We start from the raw sequence: 15627 nt of genomic DNA, 5'->3' as shown, positions 1-15627 counted from the left end.
TAGTGGCTTCCATGGAAGCTACTGTGCGATGGTCGGTGATCACGGCCATCGCCCCCGTCGCGTGGGGCAGCAGCTACTTCGTCACCCTGCACTTCCTGCCCGCCGATCATCCGCTCTACGGCGCGGTGCTGAGGGCGCTTCCGGCGGGGCTGCTCCTGCTCCTCGCACGCAGGCGGCTTCCTCACGGCTCGTGGTGGTGGAAGTCGATCGTGCTCGGTTCCCTCACCATGGGCGCGTTCTTCGCTCTGGTCTATCTGGCCGCGCAGCTCCTGCCCACGAGCATCGCCTCGACGATCATGGCGACCGCGCCCGTCGTGATGATGCTCTTCGCCTGGCTGCTCCTCTCCGAGCGGCCGCGGGTGCTGCCGCTCGCGGGAGCCGGCCTCGGGATCGCCGGCGTCTGCGCCATGCTCCTCACGGGCGGCGGCGCCATCGACCCGATCGGCGTGATCGCCTCCGTCGCCGCCATGGCGATGTCGTCGATCGGCTTCGTCCTCGCCAAGAGGTGGAGCTCCGACGTCGACGTGCTCTCGCTCACCTCCTGGCAGCTCGTGGCCGGGGGAGTCGTGCTCGTGCCCGTCGCGATCGCGGTCGAAGGAGCCCCGCCGGCCCTGGACGCGCCTGCCCTCCTCGGCTTCGGTTACCTCTCGATCGTCGCGACCGCCGTCGCCTATCTCGCCTGGTTCTCGGGGCTCAAGCACCTGAGCGCAGGAACGGTGGGCCTCGTCGGCCTGCTCAACCCCGTGACGGGTGTGCTGCTCGGAACCCTGGTCGCGGGCGAGCTGCTCACCGTGCAGCAGCTGCTCGGTCTCGCGCTGGTCTTCCTGGGGATCCTGCTCGGGCAGCCCGTGCTGGCCAGGCTGCCGAAGTACGCTAGATCAGTCGGCAGAAAGGACACCCCATGACGCTCACCCTCGGCTACAAGGCCTCCGCAGAGCAGTTCGATCCCCGAGAGCTCGTCGAGATCTCGGTGGCCGCCGAGGAGCACGGGTTCGAGTCCGTCGCCGTGAGCGACCACTTCCAGCCGTGGCGGCACGAGGGCGGCCACGCGCCGTTCTCGCTCGCCTGGATCGCGGCGGTCGGCGAGCGCACGGAGCGCATACGCATCGGCACCTCGGTGATGACCCCGACCTTCCGCTACAACCCCGCCGTCATCGCGCAGGCCTTCGCCACGCTGGGCTGCCTCTACCCGGGGCGCATCATGCTCGGGGTGGGCACGGGCGAGGCGCTGAACGAGATCGCGACGGGCTTTCGCGGTGCGGGCGCGCAGGACTGGCCCGAGTTCAAGGAACGGTTCGCGCGGTTGCGGGAGTCGATCGAGGTCATGCGCGCTCTCTGGAGCGGCGACCGGGTGAGCTTCGAGGGGGAGTACTACTCGACCCATGACGCGAGCATCTACGACCGGCCGGAGGGCGGCATCCCGATCTACATCGCGGCGGGCGGGCCCGTCGTGGCCAAGTACGTCGGCCGCGCTGGGGACGGCTTCATCTGCACCTCGGGCAAGGGCATGGAGCTCTACACCGAGAAGCTGCTGCCCGCCGTCGCCGAGGGCGCCGAGCTCGCCGGCCGGGACGCCTCGGGCATCGACCGGATGATCGAGATCAAGCTCTCCTATGAGGAGGACGAGCAGACCGCGCTCGAGAACACGCGGTTCTGGTCGCCCCTCTCGCTGAGCCCCGAGCAGAAGCACTCGATCACCGATCCCGTCGAGATGGAGCGCGCCGCCGACGCCCTGCCGATCGAGCAGATCGCCAAGCGGTGGATCGTCGGGGCCGACCCCGACAAGACGGTCGCTCAGATCGCTCAGTACGTCGACGCGGGATTCAACCACCTGGTCTTCCACGCTCCCGGGCACGACCAGCGCCGGTTCCTCACGCTCTTCGAGCGCGACCTCGCGCCGCGTCTTCGCGCTCTCTGAGCATCGGTCTGATATCCCGCACCGGGCCGCTCCGGTCCGTCGCCGTCTCGCTCACCGCGTTGGGTGACCGGATGCCGCCCGTGCCCGGGTGCTCGTGCTGTCGGGAAGCACAACGACGATGTCGAGCCCGCCCGTGTCGCGGGCCGCGATGACGAGGGTGCAGTGGTGCACCTCCGTGATGCGCGAGACGAGGGCGAGTCCGATGCCGTAGCTGCGCGCCTGATCGGGGCGGGTGGCGCGCCCGGTGCCGCGCAGGAAAGGCTCGCTGAGCCGCGCGGCCTGCTCCGGTTCGTAGACGGCGCCGGTGTTCTCGACACGCAGGGTCACCGTGCCGCGTACCGGATCGTGGCTCGTGGCGATCGTCGCCGTTCCCGGGCTGAGGTTGTGACGGATGGCGTTCTGCACGAGGTTGGCCGCCAGATGCGCCAGCAGTGCTGTGTCGACGGCGGCGGGGCGGCATCCAGTCTCGACGTGATGACCACCCGATGCTGCGCTGCCTCGCCGGTGCTCTCGGCCAGGGCGGTCCGCACGACCGCTGCAAGGTCGACCGGCTCGGAGCTCGCGGTGATGGCGTTCGCATCGGCTGTCACGCGGGCTCGCGGCGGTCAGCGGATAGTCGGGCACGTAGCGCAGCACGACGTAGACGCCTCGGCGGGCTGAGATCGGGGCCCGTCTCCGGTACGAGACCGGGTCTCCGGCGCGTCTGCGTCACGCTGAGTTCGCCATCCGTTCAGCATACGAACGCCCTGTCGGATTGAGCGCTCCGCATCCTTGACAGGCCTCTTCACCGGTTCCTAAAGTTGGCCAACCAGTGAACGTCGAGTTCGAGGAGTGAACGTCATGGAGCAGTCGCCAGCATCGAATCCGTCCGCCGCGAAGATCCTCGACGTGCTCTTCGCCTTCTCCATGGCGAACCCGCATCCCACCGCGCTCGAGGTCGCGAACGCCGCCGGAATCAACCGCACGACCGCGCACCGCCTGCTCCAGATCCTCGAAGCGAACCGCATCGTGCGCCGTCGGCCTGGCCAGAGCTCTCGCTACGAGCTGTCGGCGCGGGTGCTCCAGCTCTCCGAGACCTTCCTCCACCAGCTCGACGACCTGCGGTCGATCTCGCTCTCCTACCTCACGACCCTTCGGGATCGCACGGGGGAGACCGCCGCGCTGCACCTGCGCCAGGGCGACTCCCGGGTCGGGGTCGTGCAGGTCGAGTCGTATCACCAGCTCCGTCGCACCTACTCCGACCTCGGCAAGCGCGTTCCCCTCTACCTCGGCGCACCGAGCCTCGCGATGCTCGCCTTCCTGCCCCAGGAGCAGATCGACCGCTACGTTCCGCAGAACGGACAGCCCTGGCCCGACATCGAGTTCAGGGACGCGGTCGAGCTCTTCGGCTGGCTCGCCGACATCCGGGAGAAGGGCTTCGCGGTCTCGCGGGCTCACCGTCTCGCCGGAATCGTCTCGATCGCCGCTCCCATCCGGTCCCGCGCGGGCGACGTCATCGCCGCCATCAACGTCACCGGCCCGGAGGCGCGCTTCACCCCGCAGACCATCGCAGGCATGGCGGAGGCCGTCGTCCACGCCGCCTGCGAGATAAGCGAACGGATCGGCTACTCGACGCACGGCACCGTGCCGTCGACGAGCCGTTCGAACCGCACCGATCGCTAGCGATCATCCACGGAACACCCCGGAGCACCGCCCCCACAGAGCAAGGAGTAGATGACATGAACCATCACGCTTCACCGATTCTCACGGCACCCGCCCGCATGACACAGACCGGCGCGACTCTGAGAAGACGCATCCGCCACGCGGCCATCGCCGGAATCGCCGCGGCCGCGGCGCTCGCGCTGGCCGCCTGCAGCAGCACCGGCTCCGGTGGTGAGGCGAGCGGCGGCTCGAACTACCCTCAGCATCCCGTGCAGCTCATCGTCGGCTTCGCCGCAGGCGGGGCGCTCGATCTCGTGGCCCGCGAGGTCGCGAAAGACATCCCGCAGGACTTCGGGCAGAGCGTCGTCGTCGTGAACCAGGCCGGTGACGGCGGGGTCATCGGCGCGAGCGCCATGCTGGGCGCCAAGCCCGACGGCTACACGGCCTACCTCGGCTCGGTGGCGGCCATGGCCATCCAACCCTGGCGCGAAGGCGTCGACGTTCCCTACAAGGGCCCCGACGACTACACCCCGGTCGCTGGCCTGCTGTACTTCCCCCAGGTGCTCGCCGTCAGCGCGTCGGCGCCGTACGACACACCGCAGGATTTCGTCGACTACGCGAAGAGCCATCCGGGCGAGATCCGGGTCGGCACGGGCGGCGTCGGAACCCTGCCCGACGTCGCGCTCCAGGAGATGATCCAGGAGCTCTCGGTCGACATCACCTCCGTGCCGTTCCAGGGCTTCGCGCAATCCGTTCCGGCACTGCTCGGCGGCAGCATCGAGGCGATCATCTCCTCGCCCGCCGACGTGGCCCAGCACGTGGCATCCGGAGACATGAAGATCATCGGCTCGTTCAACGACAAGCCGATCCCATCGCTACCCGACGTCGAGAGCTTCACGACCGCAGGGGTCACCTACACACAGAACAACTACTACTTCGTGCTGCTGCCCAAGGACACCCCGGCCGACGTCACCGAGACGCTGCAGGATGCCCTGAAAGCCGCGATCGAGAGCGACTCCTTCACAACCTGGGCCGAGGCGAACTCGGCGATCGTTCAGTACAAGGACTCGTCAGAGCTCGGTGAGACCCTCCAGACCGACTACGACCGGTACAAGAAGATCATCGGCGACCTCGGGCTCTGATGACACCGGACCCTGACCCCCGCGGAGCCCCCGAGGCACCCGACGACCCGCTGGCCGACCTCTTCGAGGAGGAGCCCGAGGTCGGCCACCGGGTATCGGAACGCATCTCGGTGACGGTGACAGGATGCCTGTTCCTGGCACTCTCGGCCATCTACCTCGTACAGGCCTTCGGCTACGACGTCGGAACCCTCGATCAGCCCGGAGCCGGACTGTTCCCGATCATCATCGGGTGCGGGATGGTCGCGGCGTCCATCGGGCTGATCGGGGAGTCGATCCGGCTGCCGCGTGAGCAGTTCGTGGTGTGGCCGCTCGCCTCGTACGCCTTCCGTCTGGTGGTCGTGCTGCTCGCCTCGATCGTGTACATCGCGGCGATCCCCACGATCGGCCAGTTCCTCGCGGGCTTTGTGCTCTGCGTGGCCATGTTGTTCGCAATGCGATCGAAGAGATGGTGGTTGACAGTGCTGCTGAGCATCGTTTTCAGCGCCGGAGTCGAGTTCCTGTTCGGAACCGTGTTGAGCGTGCCGTTGCCGGCCGGGCCCCTCTTCTAGGCGGGCGTTATGGATCCCATCAACGGACTGCTGCTCGGCTTCAGCGTGCTCTTCACGCCGGAGAACCTGCTCGCGGGTCTCCTCGGAGCCATCATCGGCACCCTCACGGGTGTGCTCCCCGGAATCGGGCCGACGGGAGCGATGTCGCTGCTGCTGCCGCTCACCTTCGTGATGAGCCCGACCGCGGGCCTCATCATGCTCGCGGGCATCTACTACGGCAGCATGTACGGCGGCTCGACGACCGCGATCCTCCTGCGGATCCCCGGTGAGGCGGCATCGATCGTCACCTCGATCGACGGCTATCAGATGTCGCGCAAAGGCCGGGCGGGTGCGGCCCTCGCGGTCGCGGCCGTCGGCTCGGCGGTCGCGGGCACGATCGGCGTGCTGCTGCTCATGCTCTTCGCCCCGACGCTGGCCTCGCTCGCGATCAACCTGGCGCCGCCGGAGTACTGCCTCATCGCCCTGCTCGGACTGCTCGCCCTGTCGTTCCTGACCTCGGGTTCGCGCTGGAAGAGCATCGCCATGGTCGCCCTGGGCCTCGGCATCGCGACGGTCGGAACGGACCCCACCTCCGGCATGAGCCGCTTCACCTTCGGCTCGCTCGACTTGAGCGCGGGGCTCGACCTCGTGCCGATCGTCATGGGCCTCTTCGGCATGGCCGAGGTGCTCAAGGCGGTCAGCGGGCCGAGCACCCTGCCCTCGGTCAAGGGAATCCGGTTCCGGGAGCTGTTCCCCAGCGGCAAGGAGTGGAAGGAGGCCTTCCCGGCGATCTGGCGCGGCTCGTTCCTCGGCTTCGGCCTCGGTCTCGTGCCGGGGCCGCAGAACGTGATCTCGAGCTTCGCCTCCTACCGGCTCGAGCAGCGGCTGTCGAAGCGCCCGGAGGAGTTCGGCCACGGCGCCATCCGCGGGGTCGCGGGGCCGGAGTCTGCCAACAACGCGGCCACGAGCGGCCAGATGGTGCCGCTGCTCGCCCTCGGCATCCCGTTCTCGGCGACGAGCGCGCTGCTGCTGGCGGCGCTGCAGATCCAGAACGTGCAGCCGGGGCCCCTGTTCATCCAGAACAACCCGGCGATCTTCTGGGGTGTCATCGCCTCGATGTATCTCGGCAACCTGCTGCTGCTCATCCTCAACCTGCCGCTCGTGGGCATCTGGGTGAGCATGCTGCGCATCCCGCAGCCGGTGCTGCTGACGATCGTCACCATCACGATGTTCGTCGGTGCGTACAGCCTCAACAACCGTGTCTTCGACGTGGGGGTCATGGTGGCCTTCGGCTTTCTCGGCTGGGCTCTCAACAAGCTCCGGTTCGATCTGTCGCCGATGATCCTGGCGCTCGTGCTCGGCGGGTTCCTCGAGACGGCGTTCCGTCAGTCGATGTACCTGTCGCGTGGCGACTTCGGGGTTTTCGTGACCCGACCGGTGAGCGCCGTGCTCGTCGTCGCGATCGCGGCCGTGCTGGCCATCCCGATCGTGCAGAAGGCGCGCAAGCGCAAACACCAACGGACCTTCGCCGATGTGAAGGTGAGAGAGGAGTAACACCATGGCAGATCTCGCACGTGACGATGCGATCGGCAGAGTCCAGGCAGCCACCGAGAGCGGGTGGAGCTACGTGGCGTGGAGCGGGGAAGCCGTGCACGCGCTCGAGGGCGACCCCTTCGGCGGCTCGGCGACGACGGGGCCCGAGCTCCGCCTCGACGATGTGCGGCTACTGGCACCCGTCGCACCGGGCAAGATCGTGGCGGCGGCGGTCAACTACGTCAGCCACGCGATCCGGCGCGATCCGCCCGAGAAGCCCGAGCTCTTCTACAAGCCGATCTCCTCGGTGATCGGGCCGGGCCGCCAGGTCGTGCTGCCGGATGACGCCGACATCGTCGAGGCGGAGGGCGAGCTCGTGCTCGTCATCGGCCGTCGGGCCAAGCACCTCACGCCCGAGACGGCCGCGCAGGCGATCTTCGGCTACACCTGCGGTTTCGACATCAGCGCGCGCAACTTCCAGCGGGCCGATCGCCACTTCTGGCGCGCGAAGGGCTCCGACACGTTCTCACCGATCGGCCCACGGATCGCCCGCGGGGTTCCGGGGCCCGATGTCGCCCTCACGACGCGCATCAACGGCGAGGTGAAGCAGCAGACGACGGTCGGGGAGATGATCTTCTCTCCCCTCGAGCTGCTCGTCTTCGCCAGCCGGTACATCACCTTCGAGCCCGGCGACCTCTTCTACACCGGAACCCCCGGCGTGCCGCCGGGGATCGTCTCGGGCGACGACCTCCGGGTCGACATCGACGGCGTCGGCGCCCTGACGATGACCGTCGCCTGATGTCCTCCGCCGTCACCGACCCTCTCACCGACACCACCGCCGGCCCCACGATCGGCTCAGAGAAAGGAACCACCCCATGTCAGCGATAGATGAGCGGCTGGCGGAGCTCGGATTGCAGCTCCCGAAACCGAGGACGTCGACGATCGCCAACCTCGTGAAGACCGTGAGAACGGGCGACCTCCTCTTCGTCTCCGGGCACGGCCCCCGCGACGTGGACGGGGAGGTCGTGCACACGGGCAAGCTCGGCGCCGAGCTGACGGTCGAGGAGGGGTACGACGCCGCGAGGCTGTGCGTGCTCGGTTGCCTGACCTCGGCGAAGGAGGCGCTGGGAAGCCTGGATCGGGTGACCCGCGTGGTCAAGGCCCTCGGCTACATCGCGAGCGACCCCGGCTTCTACCAGCAGCCGCACGTGATGAACGGCGCATCCGACGTGCTCGTCGATGTCTTCGGCGAGAAGGGTCGGCACTCCCGAGCGGCGATCGGTGTCGCCGTCATCCCCCACAACATGGCCATGGAAGTAGAACTCGTCCTGGAGGTCGACTGATGCAGCTCGAGAGCTCGCCGTTCACACAATCCCTTCCCCGCGCCGACCTCGAGCGCGTGCGCGCCGCGATGGAGGCACAGGGCCTCGACGCCGTGCTGCCGTTCAGCGTCGAGAACGTGCGCTACCTCACGGGGCACGCTCCGGCGAACCCCAAGCTGAAAGGCATCTTCTGCGCCCTGTTCTGCGCGGACCCCTCCTTGCCGCCCGCGTTCGTCGTCGGGCAGTTCGAGGAGCACTGGGCTCGCATCCGCTCGCGTTTCGACGACGTGAGAACGGTGCAGCTGTGGGTCGAGATGGACGACCTGCACGACCTCGAGACCAATCGGACGACGGTCGTCGAGAAACCCGTGCAGTTCAGCCGCGAGCAGACCCTCGCGATCCTGCGCGACCTGCTCGACGACCGCGGTCTGCGCGGCCGTCGGATCGGGCTCGAACGCGCCATGATCCCCTCCGCCCTGCTCGCTGCGCTCGAGGGGGAGTTCACCGATATCGAGTTCGTCGATGCGACGCATCTCTTCGAAGATCTGCGGGCGATCAAGACCCCCGGGGAGGTAGAGGCTCTGCGTCGCGCCACCCAGCTCGCCGAGCTCGGAGTGCGCAGAATCTTCCTCGACGCCGACCCCCGCGGCAAAACGGTCTCGCAGCTGAGGCTCGAGTACCAGCTCGCGATCATGGACGCGGTCAGGAACGACCCCGCGACCGAGGGCCTCGAAGACATGCGCGTCTACATCTCGACGGGTGGTGGGGTCGGGCCCATCGTCTCCCGCAACGAGATCCCCGTGCGCGAGGGCGACGTCATCTGGATCGATTGCGGCGTGCAGATCGACGGGCTCGCATCCGACATCGGTTACACCTTCTCGGCCGGTGAGCCCGGGCCGCAGACGCTGCGCGTCGCCGACGCGCTCGCAGAGGGGAGCCAGGCCGGCTTCGAGCTGCTGCGGCCGGGCACGAGCATGGGCGAGGTCTTCCGGGCCTGTGAGGGCACCATCCGCAAGCACGGGCTGCCCACCTACACCCGCGGCCACCACGGGCACGCCGTCGGCATCGGCATCGGGGAGCAGGCGCCCTACGTCACCGATGGAGAGGAGCGCCCGCTGCTGCCCGGGATGGTTATGGCCTTCGAGCGGCCCTACTACGTGCGAGGGCTCGGCGGCTTCCAGATGGAGGACAACTACGTCGTCACCGACGACGGCATCGAGATCTTCAACACGCTGCCCACCCGGCTCCACACCATCTAGAGCTTCATCCCCACCCGCTGCACTCGACACCACGTCAACGAATGAGGAAGACAGAAATGAACCATCCCACACCGCAGAACGTTTCCCCCGGCGCTGCCGAGGGCTCGAGCGTGAGTGCTTTCGCCGACAGCACGAGCGACTACAGCGCCACTCTCGAGATCACGAAGGAGGTCGCCGAGTTCGTGCGCACGGCCCGGCTCTCCGACATCCCCCGGGCCGTCGTCGAGCAGGGCAAGCGCTCGCTGCTCGACGGCCTCGGTCTCGCCGTGGCAGGCTCGGTCACGCAGGCTGCGACGATCCCGGGCGAGCTGATCGGCAGCTACGGAGAGCTGCGGCCCGACGCGACGACGCTCGGCACGGGCACGCGGATGCCGGCCCGCTTCGCCGCGTTTATGAACGGCCTCGCCATCCACGCCCACGATTACGACGACACACAGCTGGCGGTGCGATCGGATCGGGTCTACGGCCTGCTGACGCACCCGACCGCTCCCGTGCTGCCCTCCTCGCTCGCCCTCGTCGAGCGGGCGAACGGCACCGGTGCAGACCTCCTGCTCGGCTACCTGATCGGCGTCGAGGTCGCGACGAAGCTCGCGGAGGCGATCGACCCCCGGCACTACGACGATGGTTTCCACGCGACGGGCACCCTCGGCACGATCGGCTCGGCCGCGGGCGCCGCGCGGGTTCTCGGGCTCGGCGACCACGAGACCAGGATCGCGCTCGGCCTCGCCGCCACGCAGGCGGCCGGGCTGCGCGAGAACTTCGGCACCATGACGAAGCCCTTCCATGCCGGTCACGCCGCCGAGAGCGCGGTCTTCGCCGTCGAGCTCGCGGGTGCAGGATTCAGCGCCGCCTCCGATGTCCTCGAGGCCCGCCGGGGCTTCTTCCATGCGGCCGGAGGTGGATACGACTCCACGGCGGTCCACGAGCAGCTCGGCCGGCCGTGGATCTTCGAGGAGCCTGGCGTCTCGATCAAGCCGCACCCCTCCGGCTCTCTCACCCACCCGGGCATGGGGGCGCTCCTCGACCTCATCCTCGCCGAGGACGTGCGGCCTGAGCAGGTGGAACGGGTGACTGTGGGAACCAACCGGCACATGCCCAACGCCCTCATCCACCACCGCCCGACGACCGAGCTCGAGGCGAAGTTCAGCATGGAGTTCTGTGTCGCGATCCTGCTGCTCGAACGGCGCGCGGGTCTCGCCCAGTTCACCGACGAGGTCGTGCGGCGCGACGACGTGCGCGAGCTCATCGAGCGGGTCGACTTCGGGGTCGCCCCCGAGGCCGAGGCCGCCGGCTACAACAACATGACCACGATCATCACGATCCACTTGCGTGACGGGCGCCGGCTCGAGACGCGGGCGAGTTTCGGCAAGGGCAGCCCGCAGAACCCGATGTCCGACGAGGAGCTCATCGAGAAGTTCTCCGACTGCCTGGCCTGGGGCGGCGTGCGAACCGACCCGCAGGCTCTGGCCGATCGAGTGCTCTCCCTCGAAGAGGAGCCCTCGGTCGTCGAGCTCCTCCGGTCGTTCGTGGTCTCGTGACGGGCCGCCAGCGCATTGCGGTCATCGCCGGCGACGGCATCGGCACCGAGGTCATGCCCGAGGGCGTGCGGGTGCTGCGTGCCGCCGCAGACGTCTTCGGCCTTTCGCTCGAGTTCACGGAGTTCGACTTCGCGAGCGCCGAATACTATGAGCGGCACGGTGACATGCTGCCGGAGGACTGGTTCGAGACCCTGTCGGCGTTCGACGCGATCTACTTCGGGGCCGTGGGCTGGCCGGACAGGGTGCCGGACCACATCTCGCTGTGGGGGAGCCTGCTGAAGTTCCGCCGCGGCTTCGACCAGTACGTCAACCTGCGCCCGTGCCGGCTGATGCCCGGCATCCCGAGCCCGCTCGCCGGGCGCGAACCTGGGGACATCGACTTCTACGTCGTGCGCGAGAACACCGAGGGGGAGTACTCGAGCGTCGGAGGCATCATGTTCGAAGGCACCGATCGCGAGGTCGTGCTGCAGGAGACGGTCATGAGCCGCACGGGCGTGGACCGCATCCTCGACTTCGCCTTCGAACTCGCCGACAGGCGCCCGGCGCGCCACCTCACGAGCGCGACGAAGAGCAACGGGATCTCCATAACGATGCCCTGGTGGGACTCGCGGGTGAGAGAGGCGGGACGCCGCTTTCCCGAGGTGCGGCTCGATCAGTACCACATCGACATCCTCACGGCGAACTTCGTGCTGCACCCCGACCGTTTCGATGTCGTCGTGGCGAGCAACCTCTTCGGTGACATCCTGTCCGATCTGGGGCCTGCCTGTACGGGAACGATCGGGGTCGCACCGAGCGCCAATATCAACCCCTCGCGCGAGTTCCCGAGCCTGTTCGAGCCCGTGCACGGCTCGGCGCCCGACATCGCGGGCCGGGGTATCGCGAACCCGATCGGCCAGATCTGGTCGGGAGCGATGATGCTCGAGCATCTCGGCCACGAGGATGCCGCAGCAGCCGTGGTCAGCGCGATCGAGGCCGTGCTCGCGAAGGGTGCCCGGAGATCGCCTCTCACCCCCGATATCGGCGGCACGGGCACGACGGCGGAGCTGGGCGCGGCGATCGCAGAGGAGCTCGGCGCCTCGGCGCTGCCGTAGCCCCTCCGCGATCAGCCCGGGCTCAGCGGCTCGTCGATACGGGTTCGGGGGCTCGCGCTCGCCTGGACACAGGTCGATAATCGGAGCACAACATCCTGAACAGCGAGGAGATCAGACCATGAGTACTCGTCTCAACCCCTATCTCGGATTCCGCGACACGGCGAAAGACGCGATGGACTTCTACCAGTCGGTCTTCGGAGGCACGCTCACCCGCAGCACCTTCGGGGAGTTCCACGCCAGCGAAGACCCGGCCGAGCTCGACAAGATCATGCACTCCGTGCTGGAGACCGACAGCGGCCTCGTGCTGATGGCGTCGGACACGCCCAACAGCATGGACTACACCCCCGGCAGCAACTACTCGGTCTCCCTCAGTGGCGAGCACGATGACGACGCGGAGCTGCGCGGCTACTGGAGCAAGCTGTCCGAGGGCGGCCAGGTCACCCTGCCGTTGGAGACGGCTCCGTGGGGCGACAGCTTCGGCATGTGCGTCGACCGGTTCGGCGTCAGCTGGATGATCAACATCGCCGGCGCCCCGGCGTAACAGCGCGGAGCAGACCGCGTTCGCACGGGCCTCCCGTGTGGGAAGCTGGAATTCCCGACGGAAGGAAACCAGCGAACGTGGTCGATCCGAGCCCTGAAACGCACGACAGCGAGCCGCGGCGCGCCGGTCACCGGCTGTTCTGGTGGACGATCGCCATCGGTGTCGTCGTGGTGCTCGCCGATCAGCTGAGCAAGTGGTGGGCGGTGAGCGCACTGAGCGGCAGCGGCCGGGTCGCGCTGCTGGGCGACCTCCTGGGCCTCCAGCTCGTCTACAACCCCGGGGCCGCCTTCTCGACGGGCACGGGCGTCACCTGGGTCTTCACGATCGTCACCGGTGTGGTCGCCGTGCTCCTCGTCTGGCTCGCCTGGCGCGTGGGCTCGACGGTCTGGGCCGTGGGCCTCGGCCTCGTGCTCGGCGGGGCCGCGACCCACTTCGGCGACCGCCTGCTGCGCCCGCCCGCCTTCGGCCAGGGGCACGTGGTCGACTTCATCGCCTACGCGAACTTCTTCATCGGCAACGTCGCCGACATCGCGATCGTCGTGGGCGTCGTCATCCTCTTCATCGCGGCTCTGCGGGGCATCCCGTTGCGGGCGCCCGACGGTGCTGCCGCCGCGCGCGAGGGAGAAGACGCGGATGCCGCACCGGAGGGCACCTCGGCGCCGTGAGCTGAGCTCGCCGAGGCCCGCCCGCTGCCGTGTTCGCGTGTTCGTCAGCCCCGGATGGTCGCGGAGATCTCCTGCACCCGTCTCAAGGCGTCTCGGAGAGCCGCCGTCACCTCGTCGAGGCCGCTCGGCTCGGCGCGGTCCTCCCACTTCTGCCGAAGGGTGAGCTCTTCGAGCTTCTGCGCGGCCAGCGCGAGCCGGCGCGCCACGTTCTCGTCGAGCTCGCGCGCGAGACGTCTGCGGGCCTCATCGGGCTCCGCGCCTCGGGGCGCATGGGTGGGTTCTGCTTCGGACGTGGCTTCGTATGTGTGCTCCATATCGATGAATGTCCGCAGTGCCGGAAAAGGTTCCCCTTCTCGCAAAGAAAATCGTCGGTCGGTTAACCGGCCGTTCACCTATGTCGTTCGTCTCCGCCGCGCGCCGTTCGGGGAAGCCCGGCGCGGGTCCCTCCGAGCCGGCGACCTGAGTGCCGGCTGAAAAAGGGAACGATTCCGCGGCTTTCGGACACTCACAGAGTGACGGCCGCATCTGCGGCCGTCGTGTCACGCGTCAACGAAAGGCAGAGCACACCATGTTCAGGTTCAGAAGATCCCTCACGCCCGCGGCCGTAGCCGCCGCGATCGTCGTCATGTCCCTTGGCGGCACCGCGCCGGCGAACGCCGCGGAGCAGGCCGGCACGATGCCCGCCGGCAGCATCACGGCTGCGGCGGACTCCGCCGTCTGCGCGGCGGGGGTGCCCGCGTCCGAGGCGCGCGCCGCGTCCGTCCGTCCGGTCGACATCGACTGCTTCTCGAGCGAAGAGGCCGCGATCGAGTTCGTCACCGGGCTCGTCGTCGACGGCCCGCTCACCCGCGCCCAGATCGACGCGTTCAACGACGGCTCGGATGCGGTGGGCACCGGCTCTCGGGCTCGTGCGCTCGTCGCCCCGGCTGCGAGCGTGCTCCTCGGCATCGAGTACGCCGATGCCGCCCGAGGCGGTGCGAGCTGGTACCTGTACGGCAGCTCGGGCTCGGGGTGCGGCGGCGGAACCACCTACGGGTTCCCGTCGATGCTGTCGGGGTGGGACAACCGCGTCAGCTCCGCCGACGCCTACGCGGGATGCCGCAGCCAGCACTACGAGGGCACGAGCTACACCGGCTCGTCCGTCAGCTGCAACCAGTACTGCTCCGGCATGGGCGGACTGAACGACGCGACGAGCTCGATCGTGTTCCGTCAGAGCTGACCGCCCGGTGGCGAGGGGGCCGCGGCCGGATCGCCGCCCCCTCGTCATCGCTCCTGCCTCGAGGCCAGTCCCGCCCGGCTGCAGATCGTCGCCGGCCCCGGCAGCACGGCCGCCGTGCCGTCGCGCATGACGCACACGGTCAACGGGTCGGGAACAGGGCTGTCGCGCCGCTCGTTCACGATCGGCCGCCCGTCGGGGCCCTGTGGGGTGCCGTCGGCGACCTCCGGGTCGAGGAGCCCGTCTTTCCACACCTGGGTGCACAGGGCGATGGCATCGTCGACGGGCACCTGCTCGGCGTTCGGGGCGGCGGCGGAGACCGTGGCTCCCGGGAACCCGCCGAACCAGTCGATCTCCGCCCGCGCGAAGCAGTGCACGGCGCCCTGGTCGGTCACGGGCTTCACGAGCCAGAGGGTCGCACCCGTCACGGCGATCGCGAGGAGCACGGAGGGCACGACGATCGTGATGATGCGCCGGCGCTTGCGGGCGGGCTTCTTCGCGCCCTCGGCCACGTGCGCCATGAGCGCGGTGCGGATGGCGTCGCCCCGGGCCTCGTCGAACGGCGCGAAGTCGCGCTCATCGTTCAGGTAATCGGTCATGATGTCACGCTCCCCTCGGCTTCCTCAGTGGCGGCAGTGGTGATGGCGGAGGCGTCTGCAGGGGCGGCGCTCGCGCCGCGCCTCTGCAGCACGGCGAGCCGCAGACGGTTCTTGGCGCGGGAGAGCCGTGACTTCACCGTGCCCTCGGGCACGCCGAGGTAGGCCGCGGCATCCTGCACTCTCAGCTCCTCGACGACGCAGAGCAGCAGGATCAGCTGGTCGTTCTTGCTGAGGGACCGGAAAGCCTGAGCCAGGGGATCGGCGCCGCGAACCCTGTCGACGGACGCCGCGACGTCGTCGGCATGGTCGGGGGCGTGGCCCGGGTCGGGCAGCGAGTCGAGGAACACCCGGTAGCGGGCCTTCGACCGCCGTGCGTTCCGGGCCACGTTGAGCGTCGTGGTGAGCAGCCAGGGCAGCAGCGAGCCGTTGATCACGATCATCTTCCGACGGCCGCGCCAGGCCTCCAGGAAGACCATCGCGGTCACGTCCTCGGCGTCGGTCGAGTTGTCGATGAGACGTCGTGCCGCATAGTAGACGCGGTCGCGGTAGCGGTCGAAGAGCGTGGCGAAGGCACCCTCGTCGCCGTTCTCGGCGAGGGTGAGCAAAGCCGCGTCGCTCATCGGCTCGAATGTCAT

General features: G+C 68.7%; 18 protein-coding genes. 14 read left to right on the top strand and 4 right to left on the bottom strand.

Going from position 1 to position 15627, the window contains the following annotated elements; all coding sequences use genetic code 11:
- Nucleotides 1–11: 11 nt before the first annotated feature.
- Together CLV54_RS07030 and fgd are read left to right on the top strand one after the other, a co-directional pair.
- Nucleotides 12–905: an EamA family transporter gene (locus tag CLV54_RS07030; protein ID WP_211294465.1), complete on the top strand. Its 894-nt coding sequence runs from the start codon at nucleotides 12–14 to the stop codon at nucleotides 903–905.
- A complete protein-coding gene (gene fgd, locus CLV54_RS07025) occupies nucleotides 902–1918 on the top strand; it encodes a glucose-6-phosphate dehydrogenase (coenzyme-F420) (RefSeq protein ID WP_100344205.1) in 1017 nt (338 codons plus the stop codon). The genes CLV54_RS07030 and fgd overlap by 4 nt, the downstream gene beginning before the upstream one ends.
- A 51-nt stretch (nucleotides 1919–1969) precedes the next feature.
- On the opposite strand, the gene CLV54_RS18120 is transcribed toward fgd, so the two are convergent.
- A complete protein-coding gene (locus CLV54_RS18120; RefSeq protein WP_281258164.1) occupies nucleotides 1970–2542 on the bottom strand; it encodes a sensor histidine kinase in 573 nt (190 codons plus the stop codon).
- Nucleotides 2543–2758: 216 nt separating this feature from the next.
- Here CLV54_RS18120 and CLV54_RS07015 point away from each other — a divergent pair, with 216 nt between their 5' ends.
- The 11 genes from CLV54_RS07015 to CLV54_RS06965 all read left to right on the top strand — a co-directional run bounded on the left by CLV54_RS07015 (nucleotide 2759) and on the right by CLV54_RS06965 (nucleotide 13177).
- Complete coding sequence (locus CLV54_RS07015; protein WP_100344203.1) at nucleotides 2759–3580, top strand: IclR family transcriptional regulator; 822 nt, start codon at nucleotides 2759–2761, stop codon at nucleotides 3578–3580.
- A gap of 98 nt (nucleotides 3581–3678) precedes the next feature.
- Complete coding sequence (locus tag CLV54_RS07010; protein WP_157802862.1) at nucleotides 3679–4701, top strand: Bug family tripartite tricarboxylate transporter substrate binding protein; 1023 nt, start codon at nucleotides 3679–3681, stop codon at nucleotides 4699–4701.
- Nucleotides 4701–5249, top strand: coding sequence for a tripartite tricarboxylate transporter TctB family protein (locus CLV54_RS07005; RefSeq protein WP_100344201.1), 549 nt, complete (start codon nucleotides 4701–4703; stop codon nucleotides 5247–5249). Before CLV54_RS07010 ends, CLV54_RS07005 begins: the two co-directional genes overlap by 1 nt.
- 9 nt (nucleotides 5250–5258) lie before the next feature.
- Nucleotides 5259–6782: a tripartite tricarboxylate transporter permease gene (locus CLV54_RS07000; protein ID WP_100344200.1), complete on the top strand. Its 1524-nt coding sequence runs from the start codon at nucleotides 5259–5261 to the stop codon at nucleotides 6780–6782.
- Nucleotides 6783–6786: 4 nt separating this feature from the next.
- Nucleotides 6787–7560, top strand: coding sequence for a fumarylacetoacetate hydrolase family protein (locus CLV54_RS06995; RefSeq protein ID WP_100344199.1), 774 nt, complete (start codon nucleotides 6787–6789; stop codon nucleotides 7558–7560).
- 76 nt (nucleotides 7561–7636) lie between these two features.
- Complete coding sequence (locus CLV54_RS06990) at nucleotides 7637–8104, top strand: RidA family protein (RefSeq protein WP_100344198.1); 468 nt, start codon at nucleotides 7637–7639, stop codon at nucleotides 8102–8104.
- Nucleotides 8104–9342 carry a M24 family metallopeptidase gene (locus tag CLV54_RS06985; RefSeq protein ID WP_100344197.1) on the top strand — a complete coding sequence of 413 codons (1239 nt, stop codon included), beginning with the start codon at nucleotides 8104–8106 and terminating at the stop codon, nucleotides 9340–9342. Before CLV54_RS06990 ends, CLV54_RS06985 begins: the two co-directional genes overlap by 1 nt.
- Before the next feature lie 56 nt (nucleotides 9343–9398).
- On the top strand, nucleotides 9399–10880 hold the full coding sequence (locus CLV54_RS06980) for an MmgE/PrpD family protein (RefSeq protein ID WP_100344196.1): 1482 nt from the start codon (nucleotides 9399–9401) through the stop codon (nucleotides 10878–10880).
- A complete protein-coding gene (locus tag CLV54_RS06975) occupies nucleotides 10877–11971 on the top strand; it encodes a tartrate dehydrogenase (protein WP_211294464.1) in 1095 nt (364 codons plus the stop codon). Before CLV54_RS06980 ends, CLV54_RS06975 begins: the two co-directional genes overlap by 4 nt.
- 118 nt (nucleotides 11972–12089) lie before the next feature.
- A complete protein-coding gene (locus tag CLV54_RS06970) occupies nucleotides 12090–12512 on the top strand; it encodes a VOC family protein (RefSeq protein WP_100344195.1) in 423 nt (140 codons plus the stop codon).
- Nucleotides 12513–12589: 77 nt separating this feature from the next.
- Complete coding sequence (locus CLV54_RS06965) at nucleotides 12590–13177, top strand: signal peptidase II (protein WP_170061960.1); 588 nt, start codon at nucleotides 12590–12592, stop codon at nucleotides 13175–13177.
- A gap of 44 nt (nucleotides 13178–13221) precedes the next feature.
- On the opposite strand, the gene CLV54_RS06960 is transcribed toward CLV54_RS06965, so the two are convergent.
- The gene (locus CLV54_RS06960; RefSeq protein ID WP_100344193.1) at nucleotides 13222–13491 is read right to left on the bottom strand and encodes a sensor histidine kinase; all 270 of its coding nucleotides are present in this window, start codon (nucleotides 13489–13491) and stop codon (nucleotides 13222–13224) included.
- Nucleotides 13492–13745: 254 nt separating this feature from the next.
- On the opposite strand from CLV54_RS06960, the gene CLV54_RS06955 reads away from it, so the two are divergent.
- A complete protein-coding gene (locus tag CLV54_RS06955) occupies nucleotides 13746–14396 on the top strand; it encodes a hypothetical protein (protein WP_100344192.1) in 651 nt (216 codons plus the stop codon).
- 44 nt (nucleotides 14397–14440) lie between these two features.
- On the opposite strand, the gene CLV54_RS06950 is transcribed toward CLV54_RS06955, so the two are convergent.
- Nucleotides 14441–14992 (bottom strand): hypothetical protein, encoded by a 552-nt coding sequence (locus CLV54_RS06950; RefSeq protein ID WP_100344191.1) that lies wholly within the window; start codon nucleotides 14990–14992, stop codon nucleotides 14441–14443.
- Nucleotides 14989–15627: an RNA polymerase sigma factor gene (locus CLV54_RS06945; RefSeq protein WP_100344418.1), complete on the bottom strand. Its 639-nt coding sequence runs from the start codon at nucleotides 15625–15627 to the stop codon at nucleotides 14989–14991. The genes CLV54_RS06950 and CLV54_RS06945 overlap by 4 nt, the downstream gene beginning before the upstream one ends.

It is taken from the genome of Compostimonas suwonensis (assembly GCF_002797855.1).
GTDB classification, from domain to species: Bacteria; Actinomycetota; Actinomycetes; order Actinomycetales; family Microbacteriaceae; genus Compostimonas; species Compostimonas suwonensis.
This window is presented reverse-complemented; position numbering and strand designations above follow the sequence as displayed.